We start from the raw sequence: 20,073 nt of genomic DNA, 5'->3' as shown, positions 1-20,073 counted from the left end.
CCTGATCGCCACCGGCATCATCGACCCCGCCAAGGTCACCCGCTCCGCGCTGCAGAACGCCGCGTCGATCGCCGGCCTGTTCCTCACCACCGAGGCCGTCATCGCCGACAAGCCGGAGAAGAACCCGGCCCCGGCCGTCCCCGGCGGCGGCGGCGAGATGGACTTCTAGTCCAGCTCCCCCCGCACCACCCAGCGCACGCGCTGGTTAGCACCACCGTCACGACGAAGGCGGCTCCGGTACACGGGGCCGCCTTCGTCGTTACCCCCGCCGCCCGCCGCTACCCGCGCTGTTGCCCGCCGCCTTTCCCCGTTGCCCGCCGCCGCCCGCCGTTGCCCGCTGCCGATCGCGGTCGCGCCAGCCAGCCGCCGCCCATCCTCGCCGGCCCACAGCGCCCAGCCTTCCGTACCTTCGCGGACCGGACCGCCCCTCATCCGGGACCTCCTACGTCAGCTCGACGCGGTCGCCGTCCACGCCCACCATTGCGGTCGGTGCGGTCTGGGGCCGGAATATCGCGCGGACCGCACCGGCCTTCGCCCGATCCGACGCCGCGTCAACGCCGCGATACCCCTTTATTGGGGTGATTGATACCAGAGTCGTACGTCACATTTCAAAGCGCGCCCCGGACCTCACCATCCACGCTCGCGCGGCAAAGCCGACATCTCCGGCGTTTCGTCGGGCTTAGCTGCCCCAGGAAGATCGCCGAAGGCGATCTGACGGAAACCCCGAACGGCGCCCTGGGCCAGGGGTCCCCGTGAATCGCCGAAGGCGATTCACGGGGAAAGGCCCGCCTCCGCGGACGGGAGGTTCCGCGGAGGCGGGCTCATCGGCCTGGGAGCGACGCCACTCGGGACGGAGCGAACGCCGGGAGGTGCTCCCAAAGACGACCTTGCGCTAAGAAAGGTCGTCGGCCACCAGCAACGGCGATCAAGTTACCACCGGGTATTGGAGCCGACAAGAGTTTTATGTCACTTCTTTTCAACAATTCACGGCAGGGACGGTTAGAGGTCGACTATTTGCACGACACGGACAATTAACGCAGCCGGGCTTTCGACAGGACCGCCGCGGCGGGGCACCATAGGCAGCGTGGTCCAGGCACCCGCACAGTCCCGCTCCCACCGCCCGTCCGTGACCGTGCCCGCACCTCCGGTCACGGTCGAGGATCTGGATGCCGGCGGGTACGACGATGCCCGGCTGGAGCTGCTCGACGGGCTGTGTCTCCTGCGCCCGTGGCCGACGCCGCTGCGCGCCCGGGTGACCAGCCGGCTGACCCGGTTGCTGACGCAGGTAGCCACCTCCGGCGCCCACGTGCTCCCCGCCGGCGTCGGGGTGGAGCTGTCGGCACGGTCCCTGCTCGTGCCGGACGTCGTCGTCGCCCCGAGCGCCGAGGTGGTGGGCCGCCGGCTGCGGGAGACGCCCTACCTGGTCGTCGAGGTCGCGGATGCGAGCACCCGCCGCTACGACCGCACGCTGAAGCTCGACCTCTACCGGGAGCGCGGGGTTCCGGCGTGCTGGCTGATCGATCCGGATACGGCGACGCTGGAGGCGTTCGAGCTGGTCGGCGGCGTCTACGTGACCGCCAGCGCGACCGGCCCGCACGGTGAGTTCAACGCAACACGACCGTTCCCGGTGACCGTCCGGCCCGCCGAACTGATCGACCCGCCCGACGCCGAGTGAGCGGCGGCCCGGTGGGCCCGGGGCCCCCGCCAGCGCCGCCGCGGGGCATGCGCAGGCGGGCGCACGGGCAGGCCCCGGCTGGTTAGTCCCGCCCGCCGGCGCCGTCGGCGATGTCGTCCGGATCCGCCAGATCGTCCGGATCCGCGGCACTGTACGGATCCGCGACACTGTGCGGGTCCGCGGCACTGTGCGGATCCGCGACATCGTACTGATCCGCGAGGTCGCCGCGGTCCGCGACGTCACGCGGGTCAGGGATGTCGTCGGCGTCGACGATCGTGTACGCGTAGCCCTGCTCGGCAAGGAAGCGCTGACGGTGAGCCGCGTACTCCTGGTCGAGGGTGTCGCGGGCGACCACGGTGTAGAAGTGCGCCGCTCGGCCGTCCGCCTTGGGCCGCAGCACCCGGCCGAGGCGCTGCGCCTCCTCCTGCCGGGAGCCGAAGGTGCCTGAGACCTGCACCGCCACCCCGGCCTCCGGCAGGTCGATGGACACGTTCGCGACCTTGGAGACGACCAGCGTGGTGATCTCGCCCGTGCGGAACGCCTCGAACAGCCGTTCGCGCTCCCGGTTGCGGGTCGAGCCCTGGATGACGGGGGCGCCCAACAACTCGCCGAGCTCGTCGAGCTGATCCAGGTAGGCGCCGATCACCAACACCCGGTCGTCGGAGTGCCGGCGGACGAGACGCTCCACCACCGCCCGCTTGCTGTGGGCCGTGGCGCACATCCGGTAGCGCTCCTCCGGCTCGGCGACGGCGTAGGTCATCCGCTCGTCGTCGGTCAGGGTGACCCGCACCTCGGTGCACTGCGCCGGGGCGATCCAGCCCTGCGCCTCGATCTCGCGCCACGGCGCGTCGTACCGCTTCGGCCCGATGAGCGAGAAGACATCGCCCTCCCGGCCGTCCTCGCGGACCAGGGTCGCCGTGAGACCGAGCCGGCGGCGGGACTGGATGTCGGCGGTCATCCGGAAGACCGGCGCGGGCAACAGGTGTACCTCGTCGTACACGATCAGCCCCCAGTCCCGGGCGCCGAACAGGTCCAGGTGCAGGTACTCGCCCTTGCGGCGCGCCGTCATCACCTGGTAAGTCGCGATGGTGACCGGGCGGATCTCCTTGCGCTCGCCGGAGTACTCGCCGATCTCGTCCTCGGTCAGCGAGGTGCGACGCAGCAGCTCGTGCCGCCACTGCCGACCGGCGACCGTGTTCGTGACCAGGATCAGTGTGGTCGCGCCGGCCTGGGCCATCGCCGCGGCGCCCACGATGGTCTTGCCCGCGCCCGAGGGCAGCACGACGACCCCCGAGCCGCCCTCCCAGAAGCCCGCGACCGCGCCCTTCTGGTACTCGCGCAGCTCCCAGCCGTCCTGACGGAGCTCGATCGGGTGCTTCTCGCCGTCGACGTAGCCGGCCAGGTCCTCCGCGGGCCAGCCGAGCTTGAGCAGCGCCTGCTTGAGCCGGCCGCGCTCGGACGGGTGCACGGCGATCGTGTCGTCGTCGATGCGCGTGCCCAGCATCGGCGCGACCTTCTTCGCCCGCGCGACCTCGACGAGCACGGCCCGGTCGAGCGCCCGCAGCACCAGGCCGTGGACCGGATCGTTCTCCAGCCGCAGCCGGCCGTAGCGATCCATGGTGTCGGCGACGTCGACGAGCAGCGCGTGCGGGACCGCGTAGCGGGAGTGGCGGACGAGCGCGTCCACCACCTGCTCGGCATCGTGCCCGGCGGCGCGGGCGTTCCACAGGGCCAGCGGGGTCACCCGATAGGTGTGGACGTGCTCCGGGGACCGCTCCAGCTCGGCGAACGGAGCGATGGCCGCCCGGGCCGCGGGGGCGCCAGGATGGTCGACCTCCAGGAGCAAGGTCTTGTCCGACTGAACGATCAACGGGCCGTCCGCCACCCTCACCGTCCTCCCGGTCCGCCGTACGGCATAGGCCCACCACGGGCAGATCCCGGCGGGCACGCCGCCACGCTGGCGACGTACTTCGACGGTACAGGCGCCCACCGACAGGTTGGCGACCCCGTCCCGCCGCGGCCCACGGCTCAGGGCGGGTCGGCCGCGTCCGGCGCGGCCGTCGTCCAGTCGGCCGGCGCCGCGGCGCCACCGCCACCGAACACCTCGTCGATGTCGGCGACCCCGGTCACCCGGTGCAGGGCGAAGCGGCGCGGGCCGGCACTGAGTTCGTCCCAGGCGGTCAGCCAGCCGCCGTCCACCGCGGTCGGCCGCACGATCCGGTCACTGGGCGTGCCCTGCTGGTCGACATACCCGAGCAGGACCCGGCGCCGATCCCGGACGGCACCCTGCAACATCACCAGGATCAGCGGGGCGGACCGGGTGAGTCCGATCTCGGCGCCGGTGACGCCACCGGCCGCCCGCATGGCCTGCGCGCTGTCGTCGCCGCGGCGGACCAGCCGCAGCACGTCGCGCGCCTGCGCGAGCCGCCCGTCGGCGACGTCGACCGGCGCCTGGCGCGGCCTGGCCGGAGTCCGGTGGGCGGCCGGCCGGCTGAGCACCACCCTGCCGTCGGGGGCCTCCGCGACCGGCGCGTATCCCGCGGCCCGCAGGCCGGCCAGCAACTCGCCGGTCGGCAGCGACGAGATGACGATGGTCGGCGCGATCCGGCGCAGCCCCAGCGCCTGCGTGCGACGGCTCGCGACCACCTCGGCGAGCAGCGCGGTGTCGTCGCATCGCAGGTAGCTCGACGCCGGACCGGCGCGCAGCCGGCCATGCCGGCGGGCGGTGTCGTCGATCAGATAGGTCAGTCCCTGGGGAACGCCGGTGCGGCCCAGGCGATCGAGCGCGGCGTGGATGTCCTCAGCGACCAGCCCCGAGTCGAATCCCCGGCGCAGCGACTCCTCGGAGAAGCGGTAGACCGTCGCGGCCCCCGACGACTCGACGTCCGCCATCCGCGCGAGCTGCGCGGCCACCCGGGGAACCAGCGGGCCGGGGGCGACCGCGGTCAGGTCCGCCTGCAGCAGCAGCTCCTCGACCGGTTCGGGCAGCAGCGGGGTGAGGGCGTCGGCGAGCCGGGCACACAGCGCGGCGTCCCCGCCGGCCGGCCGGCTCGGCAGGCCAACGACCCGCGCCGGGTCGGCGCTCTCCTCGTCGAGCTGCGCGGCCAGCAGTCGCCCGACGGTGCTGGGTGCCCCCCGCCCGGTCAGGCCGAGCAGCTCCGCCTCGGCGACCGTGCCGTCGATCATCCCAGCCAGCAGCGTGCCGGCCCGCCGCGGCGCCCGCCAGGTCAGCAGGGCGCGCAGCGACTCACCGGTCGGCGCCACCCCGGCCGGCGCCGCCGCCAGCGCGCGCAGAACCTGGGCCCGCAGGTCCGGCACGGAGGAGCGGCGGACCTCCAGCGACATCGCGGCGATCTGGCGACCCCGCTCGTCCCGCTCGCCGACCAGCCAGGCGGCACTCGGTGACCGCAGCCAGCCCTCGACCAGCACCGCCCAGCGCGCCGCCACCAGGTCGGTGCCCCAGCGGTCGTAGGCAGCGGTGGGCACGTACTGGACGTCGACGCCGGCGGTGGCGTCGACGAGTCCGGCGGCCGCCGCGAGCTCCACGACAAAGGCGGCGGTCCGCTCGTCGGTGTCGAGCAGCTTCGCGGTCGCGCGCAGGTCGCGCACGCTCAGGCCGCCGGTACGCAGCGGCGTCACGGGCGTCGTGCCCCACGCGTCAAGCAGCATGGTGATCCAGCGCACGACGGTGTCCGCGGCGAGCGCGGCGGCGGCGTCGGCGGCCGAGGCACCGACAGCGGCGCCGGTCAGCTCGGGCGGATGCGGATGCAGCCGGCCGGCCGGCTCGTCACCGCGCACCGCGAGGCCGACCTCCCGTGGCAGCTCGACGGTGTCATCGTCGATCCCGACCAGCAGACCCCGGGCGAGCAGCTCCTCCACCGGGCTGCGGGCCGTGGCGACGGTGAGCAGCCGACCCGCCTCGGCGGTGGTGCCGAGCGCGGGCCCGGCCGCCAGCCGGCGAAGGAGCTGGTGGGCCCGCTCGGAACACCCGTCGAGCCAGCCGCGGACCCGAGCCGGATCGGCGAACAGGTCGGCGATGGCGTCGACGAGATCGGCTCGGACGGTGAACCCGCCCCCGGACTCCGTCGGATCCGTCGCGGCCGGGATCAGGCCGAGGGCGCCTGCGACCCTGGCGAGCTGGGTGTGCCGGTAGACCGACAGGCACTCCCGCACCGGCCGGCCGAGCCCGAGCGGCCGCGCTCCCACGAGGTCGACGGCCATGCCGACGACCCGTAGCGCACCGTCGTCGCCCCAGAGCAGACCCAGTTCACGCAGCCGGCGCACCACCCCGACGACCTCGGCGTGCCCGCAGAACGCGGTGAGCTCGGCGAGCGGCACCGGGGAGGGCAGGATGGTCAGCGCCTCCAGCACCTCGCACGCGTTGGTATCGAGGCGCTCCAGGGCACGCGCGACACTCACCCGGATCTCCAGCCGGGCGGCCAGGACGTCGAAGTCCGGCGGCGGTGGCGTCGCGAGATCGGGCCGCAGCAGAAACAGCCGGATGATCGCCTCATCGGGCAGCGCGCGCAGCCAGCCCACGAGCGTCGTGGACTCGTCTGGCGCGGGATCGGCCGGCATCGACACCATCATGACGGTAGCTGGCCCGGCGCCAGCCGGACACAGCGCCGCGACCTACCCCGAACGCGCCGCGTCACCCGTCCGAATCCCGGAGTCGCAACCCCGCCGGACGCCACCGTCACGGCGGACCGGCGGCGCCCCGGCGACCTGCAGGTCCGCGCGCCGCATGGCCGGGCCGCCACCGCCGGCCGTCCCGAGACCAAGCCGGGCCGTGCCGACCTGGTCCAGCACCCAGCCGCAGCAGGTGTCCCAGCGCAGCACGGCGATCGCCGGGTCGGTGCCGCCCGGTGTGCGCAGGACGGCGAACGCCCAGTCCGGCGCGCCGGTCGAGGTACGGATGCCGGTGATGCGAAGATCCGCCACTCTGGCGACCAGCGGGCTGTCGAGGACGGCTGCGGCGATCGCGGCGGCCTCGGCCTCGGTGGCCGGGCGACCGGGGCCGTCGGAGACGTCGGCCATGGTGGCGCCCGTCCCCGCGAGACCCGGCGCCGTCCAGTCCCGCTGCGGCACCCCGTGACCGGCGTCGCCAGCCAGCGGGACCGCAGGGGCTACTGCGAGTCTCGGACGCACGTGGCCTCCTTGGATGCCTTGGCAGGCCGGGGCACGCGTTCGGTCGAACATCGGCGACCAGGCTGCCCGGCGGTAGCGGGCGCTCACGAGACGAGGTCGACGGAATGCGACAGACCTACCAATACCGATTGGACACGCCGAGGACCGCCGGACGCAAGGGGATTCGGCAAACTGGGACGCATCAATTTCGGCCGGGTCCGCTTCCCGCGTCTCGAGAGGGGGAAGGCCACTCGCAATCCTAGATCGCCGGTTACGCGAACATTGATTTGATCACACGCAAGGGCGACCATAGAGTGACAATCTCGACAACATCAACAATAATGCCCCTCCATCTGACAAACCGGTAACTAAGTCACCGCCTGCGACGGCATTCCCACGCGGACCACCAAAGCGGCCACCGGGGCTACACCGGGGCCACCGGGGCCACCGGGGCCACCGGGGCCACCGGCCAGGCCGTCAGCGCAGCGCATCGACCCGATCGACGAGGAACGACAGGTGGTTTGCGCGACCCCAGTCCGCGAGCCTCGAGATCGTCCCGGCGTCCCCGGGCAACGCCAGCGTCCGACCGAGCGACACCCCGACGACGAGTGCCGCCAGCACGAGCGCGGCCTGGAGCAGGCCGGGCCGATCACCGCGCCGGCGCCGCCCGCCCGGTCGAGCGCCAGGCCCGCTGGCCGGACCGCCCGTCCGGGCACGGCCGCCGCCGCGTTCGCGTGACCCCTGACGGTCGTACGGGTCGTCACGGTCGTACGGGTCGTCACGGTCGTACGGGTCGTCACGGTCGTACGGGTCGTCACGGTCGTACGGGTCCGTTGGCGAGCGCGCCTCCTCGGGCGGACTGCCGAAGCGCGCGCGAGGCCGGTCAGCACGGCGCACAGCCGTGCCTGCGGCGGGCTCGCCGGCCTGCGGCGCGTGCCCGGCGAACCGGGCCCGCTCGCCATCCGGCGGACGGCGGCCCGGCCGGGGACGCTCGGCGCCCGCGGGCGGCCGCGCCCCCTCCCGGGCGGCCCCGCGCGGCTGCCAGCCCTCGCGGATGGCGGGCTGATAGCCGGTGAAACTGACCTCGTCCAGCGCCGAGCCGCCGTCCGGACTCCGTCCGCGGGGGCTGGCCGGCCCCGGTTCATCCACTGACACCGCCCGCTGTATGCCGGTGAAGCTGACCCGGTCGAGCAGGCTGGGCGCGGCAGGCCCGTCGCCGGTCGGGCCGGCAGCGGTAGGGCGCGGCTCGGGCTGACGGAGATCCCGGTGGCGAGGATCTCGGTGGCGAGGATCTCGGTGGCGAGGATCTCGGTGGCGAGGATCTGGATGGTGGGCGTCTGGCGCCCCGGGGACGGGAGCGACCACGGGTTGCCGACGCTGGTCGGGAAATCGACGGCCGCCCGGCGGATCGGCCGCGGGAAAGTCGCGACGGCCCGGCGGATCGGTGCCGCGAAATCCGCGCCAGCCCGGCGGGGCGTCATCCCGAAAGCCGGTCGGAGGCGGCGCGGGTTCGCGGCCGAACTCCGTATACGCCGCCCCTCGCCGAATTCCGGCGGGGTCGGATCGGTCGAACCGGTCGGACGGATCAGCCGGCGGATCACCGCCGGGGACGCGGTTGGCGGGATCGGGGCGCCACGGGCCCGGCGGAGGTGCGTCCGCGGGGTCGAACGGCACCACCTCGGCGCCGCCGGCCGTGGGATTGCCGAAGGCCACGGCTCGGAACGTCTGGCGAGTCCGGCCCTCCGGCGCTCCGGCGGGCGCTGGGCGGCCGGCCGGGGGCGCGTCGGCGGCCCGGGTCGGCAGCCCGCCGTCAGGGGGCCGGGCGGTCACCATGTCCGCCGCGTCGAACCCGGTCACGGCCGCGATGCGCTCGGCCCGGGGCTCGGGGCGCCTGGTGGGGCCGGTCGACAGGGTGCCGAACGCGACGATCCGGCCGCCCCCGGGCTGATCCAGCCCGGCTGGGTCTGCGTACGGAGCCGACGCCGGCCCTGGGGGCGGGGCGCGTCGGGCGGCGTCGGACGGGTGGCCCCGCGAACCATCGCGGCTCCGGCCCTCAACGACCACCGCCCGCACCTTCCCGCCTTCGCGTCGTGCCACCGCGACCTCGACCGACCGGCACAGAAGATCCGCCGCCAATCACCACAAGGTGGTCTTAACACGGACAACCCTGGCATCGATCGGGGTCACATGCGGCGATTCACCTCAGAGTAGCTCCGGCGCCGAGCCGCCCGGCGACCAGCTCGGCGGTCATGACCAGCCCCGATCCGCCACCGCGAGCACCGGGAGACGACCGGCTCGTTCGGGCGGGCACGGTCGCACCGCGGCGGTCGGAAGGACGGGAGTCGGGCCGGTGACGAGGCTGCGGGCCAACGGCGCGCCCTATGGCTTCTTGACCCGGCACACCCGTTCCAGGACCAGCCCGCCGACGAGAAGCACGACGGCGGCGGCCAGGCCGAGCCCCGCGCTGATCGCGTCGCCGCCCGCGGTCGGGAACTCGTCCGTCCGCGGCGCGGTGTACCCGAGCACGCCCGCCCAGGCTCCCGCGAGCGCGGCCCCCACGACCGAGCTGGCCTTCGCCAGCGCCGCCAGGCGGGCGACGGTGAGCGGCAGGATCGGCCGGGTGCCCGGCCGGCCCTCCAGCCGGCGCCGGGACTGGACGGCGACCTGAAGCTCGATGACCCCGATGACGACCACCGACAGCGACGCCGTGCGGGGCAGCGTGGGAATCGACCGGTACGCCCACCACAGCAGCAGATAGCCGAGGATCCCGAACACGACCGCGGCCAGGACGAGATCACGCGGCCGGGTGGGTCTCACGCCGACGCACCGCCCTCACCGGCCGGATCGGTGCCGCGCAGCCGGCCGGAGGTCCGCCGCAGGCCGACGAGCTCCCCGGCGCCCGCCATCCGGGCGACCAGGTCGGCGACCCGGCCGTGACCCGGCAGGATCGCCTCCGGGTCGACGTCCAGCCAGGGCACGCAGACGAAGGCCCGCAGGTGTGCCCGCGGGTGGGGGATGATGATCTCCGGGTCGTCGCTTCGCACCGCGCCGAGGGCGATGACGTCCACGTCGAGCGTGCGCGGCCCCCACCGCACGGTCCGCGTTCGCCGCGCCCGCTCCTCGACGGCGCGCACGGCGGCCAGCAGCTCCCGCGGCGGCGCCGGCGCCGTCAGCACGACCGCGTTGAGGTAATCGTCCTGCTCGGGACCGCCCACGGGATCGGTCTCGTACACCGCCGAGCACGCCGTCACGCCGAGGACCTCGTCGAGCTGGCGCACGGCGGCCCGCAGCAGCGCCCAGCGGTCACCCAGGTTGGAGCCAAGCGCCAGCACCGCATGGGCGACCTCGGTCATCCCGTCACCGGCCCTCGGGTGCGGGGCCGGCCGGGGGCGGCGGGTCCGCGGGCCGGGCTCGGGTCACGGTGACGGCGACGTCACCGAAGGGGATCGGGATCGGCGCGGCCGGCTTGTGCACGGTCACCTCGGCGCGCACAACCCGATCCGCGCGTAGGCAGGCGGCGACGAGACGCTGGGCCAGGGTCTCGATCAGATCCACCGGGGGGCCGCCGACGATCTCGGCGAGCGTCTCGGCGAGCTCGCCGTAGTGGACGGTGCGGGTGACATCGTCGTGGCGCGCCGCCTCGGTGACGTCCAGCCAGACGACGGCGTCGATGACGAACTCCTGGCCGAGTTCCCGCTCGGCCGGCAGCACCCCGTGGTGGCCGCGGACCCGCAGCCCGGTCAGGGTGATCCGGTCCAGCGGCACGTCGCCGGGCCCCGGACCGTCCGTCACCGGGCTGACCACGGCACCTCCCGCTCCCCCGCACAGCCGGGCGGGGCCGTGGGCCGGTCCCGGCGACCCGGCCCCGACTCGACGCTGCCGCCGCTCCTGCCCGTGCCCCTGGCCGGGCCGGCCCCGGTCCGCGGCGCCGCGCCCAGCCGCGGCCGGTGCCCTACCGAACCGCCGGCGGTGCCGGGCAGCACCACCGGCAGGCTCGCGGTGGGCGCCGCATCCCCGGCGCCGCCCTGCCGCCATGCCCGCACGACGCGCACCGCGTCGGCCGCCGGCCGCACCGCGTGCACGCGCACGGCCCACACCCCGGCGGCGGCCAGCAGCGCGGTGGTCGCCTGCGTGGCGTCGTCGCGCTCGTCGCTCGGGCGCGCGCCCGCGTCCCCGGCGGCCAGGACCGTACCGAGGAAGGACTTGCGCGACGTGCCCACGAGCAGCGGCCGACCGAGGGCGGCGAGCGCGTCGATGTTGTTCAGCAGCGCCCAGTTGTGCGCCGCCGTCTTGGCGAAGCCGATCCCGGGGTCGAGGATCACCCGCTCCGGCGCGACCCCGGCGGCGACGACCACCTCCAGCCGCGCGGCGAGCTCGGCGGTGACCTCCGAGACCACGTCGCCGTAGACGGCCCGGCTGGACATGTCGACGCTGGGACCACGGGCGTGCATGAGCACATAGTGGACGCCGCGGTCGGCCACCAGGGCGAGCAGGTCCGGGTCGCAGCCCCCGGAGACGTCGTTGACCAGCACCGCCCCCGCGTCGACGGCGGCGGCCGCCACCGAGACCCGGCTGGTGTCGACGCTGACCCGTACCCCGGCCGCGGCGAGCTCGGCGACGACCGGCAGCACCCGGCGCATCTCCTCCGAGGCGACCACCCGGGACGCGCCCGGGCGGGTCGACTCGCCGCCGACGTCGATGAGATCGGCGCCCTCGTCCACCATCCGCAGCCCGGCCCGCACCGCGTCCACCGGATCGAGGAACGTGCCACCGTCCGAGAACGAGTCGGGCGTGACGTTGACGACGCCCATCACCTTGGTAACGCCATCCGGCTCGAGGAGGTCGTCGACGGTCGCGCTCACGCGGCACCCGCCCCGGCCGGCCCGCCGTCCCGGGCGTCCGGCAGGTCCCGGACCGCCGACAGCGGCGCCCGGCGGTAGGAATACCGGTAGACCGGCCGGAAGCCGAGATCGGCGTACAGCCCCCTGGCCACGGTGCTGACCTCCTCAACCTGGAGATAGGCGTGCGTGGCGCCGCGCGCCCCGGCCCACTGCGCGAGCGCGGCGACGACGCGACGCGCCGCGCCGCGGCCGCGGGCCGCCGGCAACGTCGCCATGCTGTAGATGCCCAGCCAGCGGTCGTCGGCGACGCCACGGCCCACCGCCACCGGCGCACCGTCGACGGTCAGCGTCACATAGACGGTGGGCAGGCGCAGCGCCGAGAGCACGGCGAGGGTGCCGGCCCGCTGCGCGTCGAAGGTGGCGAGCACCTGCCCGGCGACCCGCAGCCATTCGTCCCCCGGCACGTCGGCGGTGGTCACTCCGACGGAGGTCGACGCCGGCGTCGCTACCGGCGCCAGCGCCCCGAGCGGCGCCACGCACATGTCGGTAGGCCCGGTGTCGTCGAAGCCGGCGGCGTCGAGCACAGCGCCGAGCTGCGCCGGCTGGGTGACGGGGGTCCGCTGAAACATGGGCGGCAGGCCGGCGGTGGCGTAGAAGTCGCAGACCGCGGCAAGCGCGGCCCGCACGTCGGGCACGCCGCCGTGGGCCCAGACCGAGTTCCCGCGGCGGGACGAGCCGGCGGAGGCCCGCAGGGTCCACCCGCCGATCTCGATCTGCCGCTGCGGCGGCCAGGCCCGGTGGGCCACGGCCTCGAGCTCGCGGGCCAGGGTCGCCTCGGCCGGCGGCAGGTCGGCCCGCGGGCCGATCAGCTGGTCCGGCGCACCGGGCGCCACGTGGTCACCGAGCACGGCGCACCCCGGTGGGCCGGGCAGATCCGCGCCCACGGCGCGACCTGCTGGAGTGGGAGTACTGCTGGGCCGCATCCGCCATCATGCCGAGGCTACCGACCCGACGGCGTCGATGGACGGCGACACCGGTCGGACGAGCGCCACCCGTGTACCCCACCCAGCAGCGGCAACCATGACCGAATGTCATAATTTCGAGACTATTGCCGCATCGTTCCCATTCTGGAGCAGACCGACGGTCGGTTGCCGCCGACGGCCGATCCGGCACCATCGCGCAAGGCCGGCGGATTCCGACGGCAACTGCACAATCCTTCACCGTTCGGTCCGGTCAGGACGTGATTTCCTTCTCCCGCGGCCGCCGGAACCAGTGTCGGCGCAGCCCCACCAGGCGATCGAGAGCAGCCGGCCACAACAAGATCAGTTGTGGAAACCTCGGAGAAACACCACGTAGAGCCACAATGGCCGGCACATTGCGGCTGCTTCATCGTTACCCTCCGGCGCAGCGGTCCTTCTACTATCGATAACGAGGAACCGGTAGAACCCGGGTCAACACGACCGGAGTGATTGGCCGGTGGCAGCGTCGCCGCCGCGCGATCGCCGGAACAGCCGGCCATCGACCGCCGAACCAGACCGGACCGCCGCCGGAGCAGCCGGCGGTCACGGAACCCACCAGGTCGCGTGGTCTCACTGTGCGCTTCCGATGGGTTGCCCCTCGCAGCGGACCTCGCCCCTCGCTACCTTGTCGACACGGTCGCTGACCGTGACGTTTTCGGAAGGAAGGACGCGCGGCATGCCGCAGTCGAGCGGATCTTCACCGGGCCGTGGAGCCGACCACGGATCCTCGGGTCCGACCGGTCGCTCCGGCCCTCCCCCGGTCCGGCGAGCGACGAGCGAGTCGATCAGCANCCCGCCGGCCCGCACCCCGCCGGACGATCACCCTGAGGACTATTCGCCGGAGCCGCCCGCGCAGCCGCCGGTCGACCGGTGCGACCTCGGCCCCATCAGCGCGCCGTCCGCCCAGCGGCTCTGGGCCGCGGACGACCTCGCGGACCTGGCCCGTTCCTCGACTCTGTTCGGCCAGGATCCCCTCGGTCCCGGGAGCCCGATCGGGTCCGGGTGGTCACCGGGCGGCCCGCACCCGTCGTGCGCGGCACCCTCGACGCACCCCGCCGCCCTCTCGTTGACGATGTTCGGCGGCCCGCCCGCGTTCGCGCCGCCCGCGTTCGCGCCGACCGCGGCCGGCCCCGCGCCCGCCGATGCCGTGCTCCCGGCCGCGCGGCCCGCGACCCCGGGCGTCTCCGACCGGCGGCAGTTCCACCGGTACGCCGGAGCGGCGATGATGACCGCGATCCTCGCCGAGGGCCAGATCATGGAGGTCTCCGACGTCCTCGCGGCCAGCCCGATCCAGCTCGCGCTGGAGCGGGCCGACGACATGCTCGCCGACCTCCTCGACGCCCACGAGGCGACCCCACCGGCGCACATCTTCGCCCAGACCGCCCGCCTGCGCCGGGGGCTGGAGCGGCTCGGCCGCCGCTCGATGCCGGCCGGCGACGCCCGTCGCCGCGACCTGCTCACCGGTCGGGTCGCGGTCCTCGGCGCCGACGCGGCCTTCAAACTCGGCGACATCGAGACCGCCCGGTCGCTGACCGCCCTCGGCTTCCAGGCCGGAGGGCTCGCCGGGGAGGGGGCACTGCGCGGCTCCGCCCGGGAGGTCGCCGCGGTCAACGAGTTCTACGCCGGCCGTCCCGACGAGGCCCTCCGCCTCGCCCGCGACGGGCTGACCCACGTCGGCGACGGACCCGTGCGCGCCCGGCTCACCTGCCAGGTGGCCCGTGCTCTGGCCGCCCTCGGCGACGTGCGCGGCGCCGCCCAGGCGTTGGACCAGGCCTACGACCTGGCGGATCTGATCCCCCCGGACCAGTGGGGCCGACCGGGTCCGAGCTTCGAGAACTTCAACCCGGTCGAGGTGTCCTACAACGCCACCACCGCGCTGTGCCTGCTCGGCCGGCCGCAGGCTGCACAGGAGCACGCCGAGCTCGCCCTGCCGAAGCTCGACGCGATGAACGCCCCCGGCTTCCGTTCGGTGATCCGGCTGGACCTCGCCCTCGCCCTCGCCCGCCAGGGCCGCCTGGAGCTCGAACGGGTCTGCGACCTGGCCACCGAGGCCATCCAGATCTCCTGGGGACGCACGGTCGCCTCCGTTTCCGGCCGCGCCGACCAGCTCCTGTCCGCGACCCGTCCGCACAGCGAGGTGCGTGAGGTCCGGGAGCTCGCCCTGCTCGTCCGGGAATGGCAGCGCTCCGCCGCCGGCCAGCGTCCCGGACCGGGTGCGGTCACCGCGCCGGGCCTGACCGTCTGACCCGACCGACCCGCCGACGACGGGGCCCGCGTGCCGATCCCGCGGCCCGCGCCCCGACCCGGCGCCCCGACCCGGTGTCCCTCGATCGGGAGGACCGCGGCGATGGCCGACGACAGTCCCACTCGGCACGATCTCCCCGCAGCGCCGCGTCGGGGCCGTTTCACGGCGGCGGCCACCCGCCGCGCGGTGGCCGAGCTCGCCGCCCGCGCCGGGCTCGACGACGCCGACGCCGTCCTGGTCAAACGCACGGTGAACGCCGTGTACCGATTACCCCGCGCGGGGGCGATCATGCGCATCACCGGTTCCGCCGCGATGACGCACCGGGTGGCGAAGGTCGTCCGGGTCGCCGGCTGGCTGGCCGATCGGCGCGCCCCCGCCGTTCGCCTCCTGCCCGGCGTGCCCGCCCCGGTCGAGGCCGGCGGCTTCGTCGCGACCGTCTGGGTCGACGCGACGCCCGCCGGCGCGCCGCCCGCCGGCCCGGCCCCGCGCACCGGGGACCTCGCCGCCTTGCTGCGCGCCCTGCACGCCCTCGACCCGCCCAGTCCTCCGCTGCCCCGCTGGGACCCCCTCGACGACGTCCGGCGGCGATTATCGGACGCGGAGACGTTGGCCGGCGCCGACCGCCGGTTCCTGGAACGGCTGACCGAACGCGTCGCCGCGGCGCTCGACACCGTCCGCTACGCGCTGCCGACCGTCGTCGTTCACGGCGACGCCCACCTGGGCAACCTGATCCGGGCGGCGGACGGTCGGGTGCTGATGTGCGACTTCGACGCCACGAGCGTCGGCCCGGCCGAATGGGACCTCGTGCCGGTCGCGGTCGGGCGGACCCGCTTCGGCCACGACCCCCAGGCCCACCGCGACCTGGCCCACGGATACGGCTTCGATGTCACGTCCTGGGAGGGATTCGCCGTCCTGCGAGCCGTGCGCGAGCTGAAGCTGGTCACCAGCGTCCTGCCCGTGTTGGCCAGCAGCGCGACCGTCGCGGCCCAGTTCCGGATCCGGCTCGACAGCCTGCGGCACCGGGACCACGACGCCCGCTGGTCGCCGTACCGATGATCCTGCTCCCCCCGAGCCGGGCCGGCCGGCCCCGCGCGCCCGGCGGCGACATCACCCGGCTGCCACGGACGCAGCAGGGCCGCCATCCCGAGCGCCCACGCGACACCGAGCAGGTAGCCGCCGAGGACGTCGGACACGAAGTGCACCCCCAGCCCGAGCCGGGAGAAGCCGGTCAGCGCGACGATCACCCCCGACCCGACCCACCAGGGCCATCGCGCCCGGCGACCGGTGACGGCCCGGACGGCGACGAGGCAGACGACGGCGGCGACCATCGCGCCCAGCGCATGCCCGGAGGGGAAGCTGAGCCCGGCGGCGTGCGCCACCGGATTGGTGAACGACGGCCGGGCCCGCCCGATCAGGTCCTTGAACCCCGTCGCCAGCAGGCCCCCGGCGCCGACCGTGACCAGGGCGAACACCGCCAGTCGGCGGGTACCCGCCGGATCGGCTCGACCTACACCACCGCGGCGGGAACGCCACCACAGCGCGCCGGCGCCGACGGCCGCGAGAACCCGGAACACCGTCGGGTGGAACACCTCGCTCACCCAGCGCAGCGCGGTCACCAGCCAACCCGTGGTGGCCGCCAGCCGGCCGAGCGCCTCCGCGACGTCGGCATCGTTCTCCACCACCGGCGACCAGCCGGCGTCGACCATGATCGCGAGTACCACAAACGCCAGGGCGGCGGCCTGCGCGCCCCGGCGAATTCCGCGGGTTCCCGATGGCATCGTCGTGTCCCTGCCCAGCTTCGTCCGGCTTATCCCGTGCAGCGCCCGGCTCTCGAACCGCGCGAGCTGGGCGTTCCTCAAGCAACACGGGCGAGTCCCGGCGTTTGGGACGCACCGGCCTGTGCGGTCCGTGCCATCGCATGTCATTCTGGTCCAACCCGCCGGACCCGTCCGGCCGGCCGCGTCCTGCAACGGACGGTCGGCTCCGCTCGCCGCGAGCCGGCGTACCGTCCCCCCGCACGGGCGTCAGACAGCCCCGGCCACCTGGCTCGGCTCGCCCGATCGGAGGGGAGACCCTTGGACATCGCGGAGGGAAAGCCCGGATCGGAAGATCCAGCCCAGGGCCTCGCCGCCCCGGAAGTCCGCCCGTGAACGGCGACGGACGGGAGATCAGCGCCATCCAGGTCGGCGGTGTGACCGACGCCGAGCGGGCCGGCGGGGATGCCGGGCGGCGCAACGGCGACGCCAGGCCGGTCGCCGGCGACACCGGCTGGGCCCTCGGCGACACCGGCTGGGCCGCCGACGACACCGGCTGGGCCGCCGACGAAGCTCGGCGCGCGCAGTCGCCCGGCCGTGGCTCGACCCGCGGGCCGGCCGGCGGAAGCGCGCTGCCGGGACCCGGGCATCCGTCCTGGCCGCAGGGCCGGCTGCCGGCGGCCCTGCCGGCGACCCCGCCCCCCGGCGAGGGAGCGGTCAGCGCCGCCGCGGGCGGTTCCGAGTGGTCCGCTCCGGCGGGGCGACCTCGTTCCGATTGGCCCGCGGCGGGCTCCGATTGGCCCGCGGCGGGCATCGCCGGCCCCGGTCCCACCGCGGGCCAGGGCTGGTCGGTGGACGCTGCCCCGCGCGGCGGCAACGCGAGCGCTCGGCCCGCCGAACAGGCCGGTCACGCGGCGCCGCCGGCCGTCTCCGACACCTGGCCGTCGATCCGCCAGGCCGAGCCCGGCCCGGCCCCCGCTCCGGTCCCCCAGCCCGATTGGACCAGCGGCAACGGCCGGATGCTGCCGGTCGAGACGCGCACGTTCGACCCGCTGCTCGACCAGTTCCCACTGACCCCGGGCAGGGCGTTCGGTCAGTCGTACCCGCCGGCCCCGCCGGCCGAGACCCGCGCCTGGCGGGCGGACCCGCCCCCGCCCGGCCCCCAGGCACAGCCGCCCGACGCGCCGCTCCCACCGGCCCCGGCGCCCCCGCCCACGGCGGCCCCGCCCACGGCGCGCTACGCCACGCCGGTGATCCGCGGCGACCAGCGATTGGGCGGTCCCGCCGGGTCGGCGGACTTCCCTCCGCCCGGCGCCGCCCCCGGCGCGGCCCGCGGCGAGCGCTTCGACGAGTACCGCCCCTCGACCGAGTATCCGGCCCCGCCGCCCGGCAGCGCGGCGACCGAGGCGATCGCCCTCGGCGGCCCGCTCACCGGACCGGCGCCGCTTCCCGCCCCGCCCGAGCGCGTCCCGTCCTGGCTTCGCGATCCCACCGTCCCACCGTCCCGCCACCAGCCGGCTCCGGTGGACCCCGAGGCCTCGGCGGGACGGGACGGCCGCGGTCCCGGGCCCGACCCCCGACGCCGATTTGCCGCGCCCGAGGCACCGCATCCGGGCGAGACGCGCCAGCACCGGCCGCCCGCCCAGCCGCCCCACCCGGGCCGGGCCTACCAGAGCCGGCCGGCCGACGCGCCCGACCGCGACGCGCCCCGTCCCGCGCCGCGCGCGGACAGTCACCACCGCGTCATCCGGCAGGAGGCGCTCGGCCGCGGCGGCGCTCTCCCCGGACCGCCGCCCGTCGACGGTGCGCCCTACGGTGCCGGACGGGCGTCACTCGGACCGCCGCCGGGACCGGCCCCGTATCCCGACGACGGTTCCTCCGGCCGGTCCCGCCGCCCGACGGATGCCGACCGGCAGCGCGCCCAGCGAGGCGCCGGGTCCGGACGCCACCGCGGCGCCCGGACCGACCACGAGCCCAGGACCGACCACGAGCCCAGGACCGACCAGGAGCCCCGGACCGACCACGAGCCCAGGATCAACCAGGAGCCCCGGACCGATCGGGAGCCCCGGACCCGGCCGGGCCAGGAATCCCGGCCGGACCGCGGCCCCCGGCGCGATCGCCGCCGCCCCTCCCAGGACGTCGGACCCGACCGGGATGCGGAGATCCGTCCGGACCTCGCGCACCGCCAGGACCCCGCCGCCCGCCAGGACAGCGGCCCGTGGTCGAGCCGAGGGGCGCGAGCCGGCCGAGGATCGCGCGCGGACTACGACCCCTACCCGGACGACGGTCCATCGGTCTCCGCAGATCCGTACGTCCCGTATCCGGACGGCGACGCCCATCTCGACCAGACCCGGCGGCACCGGACGGACGGGTCCGGCCCGTCTCCGTCCGGGGAACGCCCGCCCGCCGGGACGGGGCCGGGCGAGACACGCCGGCCGGCCGCCGCGGAGTCGGAGCCACGCGACGCGGGTGGCCGCGCCGGGTTGCTGACCAGCGCCCTGCTGCCCCCGCCGCCGCAGACGGCCTCCCGCGGCTGGCGCAAGCTCGTCTACCAGGTGTCGGCCGGCGCGGTGAATCCCGGACCGTCGCCCGACGAGGTCCGCGACCGCCGGCAGATCGCCCGCATCCGCACCCCGCTGCTGGACTGCCATCGGATCGCGGTGCTGTCCCTCAAGGGGGGAGTCGGCAAGACCACGACCACGGTGGCGGTCGGTTCGACCCTGGCCAGCCTGCGCGGTGACCGCGTAGTGGCGATCGACGCCAACCCCGACCGCGGCACGCTCGGCTCGAAGGTGCCGCGTACCTCCGCACACACCGTGCGGGAGCTGCTGGAGGACGCCCCACGCCTGCACCGGTACGTGGACGTCCGCAAGTACCTGTCCCAGGCCGACTCGCGGCTGGAGGTGCTGGCCTCGGCCAACGATCCGGAGCTGTCCGACACCTTCGGCGCCGACGACTACCGGGCCGTGGATGATCTGCTCCAGCGGCACTACTCGATCCTGCTCACGGACTGCGGAACAGGCATCCTGCACAGCGCCATGCATGGGGTGCTGGAGCTCGCCGACACGCTGGTGATCGTGAGCAGCGCGACCGCGGACGGCGGCTCCAGCGCGAGCGCCACGCTGGACTGGCTGGACGCGCACGGGTATTCGGAGCACGTCCGCGAGGCGGTCGCGGTGATCTCGATGTTTCCGGCGCAGGGCGAACGCGTCGACGTGGACACCCTCGCCCGTCACTTCGAGGCGCGGACCCGCCGGGTGGTGCGGGTCCCCTTCGACCCGCACCTGGCCGACGGCGGACGGATCGTGCTGTCGGACCTGAAGCGGGAGACCCGGACGGCCTACCGGGAGATCGCGGGCGCCGTGGCCGAACGCTTCGGCGAGGAGCGCGGCAGCCGCCCCCGCTGAGCCGG

13 protein-coding genes and 2 pseudogenes are annotated in these 20,073 nt (G+C 75.1%); 5 read left to right on the top strand and 10 right to left on the bottom strand.

Annotated elements, in window-relative coordinates; translation table 11 throughout:
- Both groEL and FF36_RS17175 read left to right on the top strand, forming a co-directional pair.
- Window positions 1-169: pseudogene (gene groEL / locus FF36_RS34270) on the top strand (chaperonin GroEL); the annotation flags it as partial.
- Window positions 170-1,126: 957 nt separating this feature from the next.
- The gene (locus tag FF36_RS17175; protein ID WP_082121987.1) at window positions 1,127-1,675 is read left to right on the top strand and encodes a Uma2 family endonuclease; all 549 of its coding nucleotides are present in this window, start codon (window positions 1,127-1,129) and stop codon (window positions 1,673-1,675) included.
- A gap of 82 nt (window positions 1,676-1,757) precedes the next feature.
- Here FF36_RS17175 and FF36_RS17170 read toward each other — a convergent pair whose 3' ends face one another.
- The 9 genes from FF36_RS17170 to FF36_RS17130 form a co-directional block, all read right to left on the bottom strand.
- A complete protein-coding gene (locus tag FF36_RS17170; RefSeq protein ID WP_044886094.1) occupies window positions 1,758-3,560 on the bottom strand; it encodes a DNA repair helicase XPB in 1,803 nt (600 codons plus the stop codon).
- A gap of 143 nt (window positions 3,561-3,703) precedes the next feature.
- Window positions 3,704-6,265, bottom strand: a complete 2,562-nt coding sequence (locus FF36_RS17165; protein WP_044886093.1) for a helicase-associated domain-containing protein — start codon at window positions 6,263-6,265, stop codon at window positions 3,704-3,706.
- A 42-nt stretch (window positions 6,266-6,307) separates the two neighbouring features.
- On the bottom strand, window positions 6,308-6,823 hold the full coding sequence (locus FF36_RS17160) for a hypothetical protein (protein WP_044886092.1): 516 nt from the start codon (window positions 6,821-6,823) through the stop codon (window positions 6,308-6,310).
- Window positions 6,824-7,279: 456 nt separating this feature from the next.
- Window positions 7,280-7,957, bottom strand: coding sequence for a hypothetical protein (locus tag FF36_RS38235; protein ID WP_242422573.1), 678 nt, complete (start codon window positions 7,955-7,957; stop codon window positions 7,280-7,282).
- Between the two features lie 1,224 nt (window positions 7,958-9,181).
- Window positions 9,182-9,619 (bottom strand): DUF3180 domain-containing protein, encoded by a 438-nt coding sequence (locus tag FF36_RS17150; protein WP_044886091.1) that lies wholly within the window; start codon window positions 9,617-9,619, stop codon window positions 9,182-9,184.
- Window positions 9,616-10,155, bottom strand: a complete 540-nt coding sequence (folK, locus tag FF36_RS17145) for a 2-amino-4-hydroxy-6-hydroxymethyldihydropteridine diphosphokinase (RefSeq protein ID WP_044886090.1) — start codon at window positions 10,153-10,155, stop codon at window positions 9,616-9,618. The genes FF36_RS17150 and folK overlap by 4 nt, the downstream gene beginning before the upstream one ends.
- A 4-nt stretch (window positions 10,156-10,159) precedes the next feature.
- Entirely contained in the window at window positions 10,160-10,594 is a 435-nt protein-coding gene (gene folB / locus FF36_RS17140; RefSeq protein WP_095212229.1) for a dihydroneopterin aldolase, read from the bottom strand.
- A complete protein-coding gene (gene folP, locus FF36_RS17135; protein ID WP_044886089.1) occupies window positions 10,591-11,664 on the bottom strand; it encodes a dihydropteroate synthase in 1,074 nt (357 codons plus the stop codon). The genes folB and folP overlap by 4 nt, the downstream gene beginning before the upstream one ends.
- Complete coding sequence (locus FF36_RS17130) at window positions 11,661-12,551, bottom strand: GNAT family N-acetyltransferase (RefSeq protein WP_044886113.1); 891 nt, start codon at window positions 12,549-12,551, stop codon at window positions 11,661-11,663. Before FF36_RS17130 ends, folP begins: the two co-directional genes overlap by 4 nt.
- A 903-nt stretch (window positions 12,552-13,454) precedes the next feature.
- Between FF36_RS17130 and FF36_RS41505 the strand changes: the two genes are divergently transcribed.
- Both FF36_RS41505 and FF36_RS17120 read left to right on the top strand, forming a co-directional pair.
- Window positions 13,455-14,907 (top strand): NsdA family TPR-like regulatory protein (locus FF36_RS41505; RefSeq protein ID WP_479686787.1); only part of this gene is annotated, 1,453 nt, incomplete at its 5' end.
- Between the two features lie 102 nt (window positions 14,908-15,009).
- Window positions 15,010-15,963 carry a phosphotransferase family protein gene (locus FF36_RS17120; protein WP_044886087.1) on the top strand — a complete coding sequence of 318 codons (954 nt, stop codon included), beginning with the start codon at window positions 15,010-15,012 and terminating at the stop codon, window positions 15,961-15,963.
- Between the two features lie 89 nt (window positions 15,964-16,052).
- On the opposite strand, the pseudogene FF36_RS40895 reads toward FF36_RS17120, so the two are convergent.
- Window positions 16,053-16,613: pseudogene (locus FF36_RS40895) on the bottom strand (phosphatase PAP2 family protein); the annotation flags it as partial.
- A 440-nt stretch (window positions 16,614-17,053) separates the two neighbouring features.
- Between FF36_RS40895 and FF36_RS17115 the strand changes: the two are divergent.
- Complete coding sequence (locus FF36_RS17115; protein ID WP_242422572.1) at window positions 17,054-20,068, top strand: nucleotide-binding protein; 3,015 nt, start codon at window positions 17,054-17,056, stop codon at window positions 20,066-20,068.
- Window positions 20,069-20,073: the final 5 nt, after the last annotated feature.

The sequence above is a fragment of the Frankia torreyi genome (assembly GCF_000948395.1).
Taxonomy (GTDB): Bacteria; Actinomycetota; Actinomycetes; order Frankiales; family Frankiaceae; genus Frankia; species Frankia torreyi.
The sequence above is the reverse complement of the archived record's forward strand: the minus strand, read 5'-3'. Positions and strand labels throughout refer to the sequence as shown.

What these genes read in the sequence shown, in the direction of transcription:
- FF36_RS17165 (WP_044886093.1), bottom strand. Translation starts at nt 6,265, where the DNA reads ATGATGGTGTCGATGCCGGCCGATCCCGCGCCAGACGAGTCCACGACG.
- folK (WP_044886090.1), bottom strand. Translation starts at nt 10,155, where the DNA reads ATGACCGAGGTCGCCCATGCGGTGCTGGCGCTTGGCTCCAACCTGGGT.
- FF36_RS17120 (WP_044886087.1), top strand. Translation starts at nt 15,010, where the DNA reads ATGGCCGACGACAGTCCCACTCGGCACGATCTCCCCGCAGCGCCGCGT.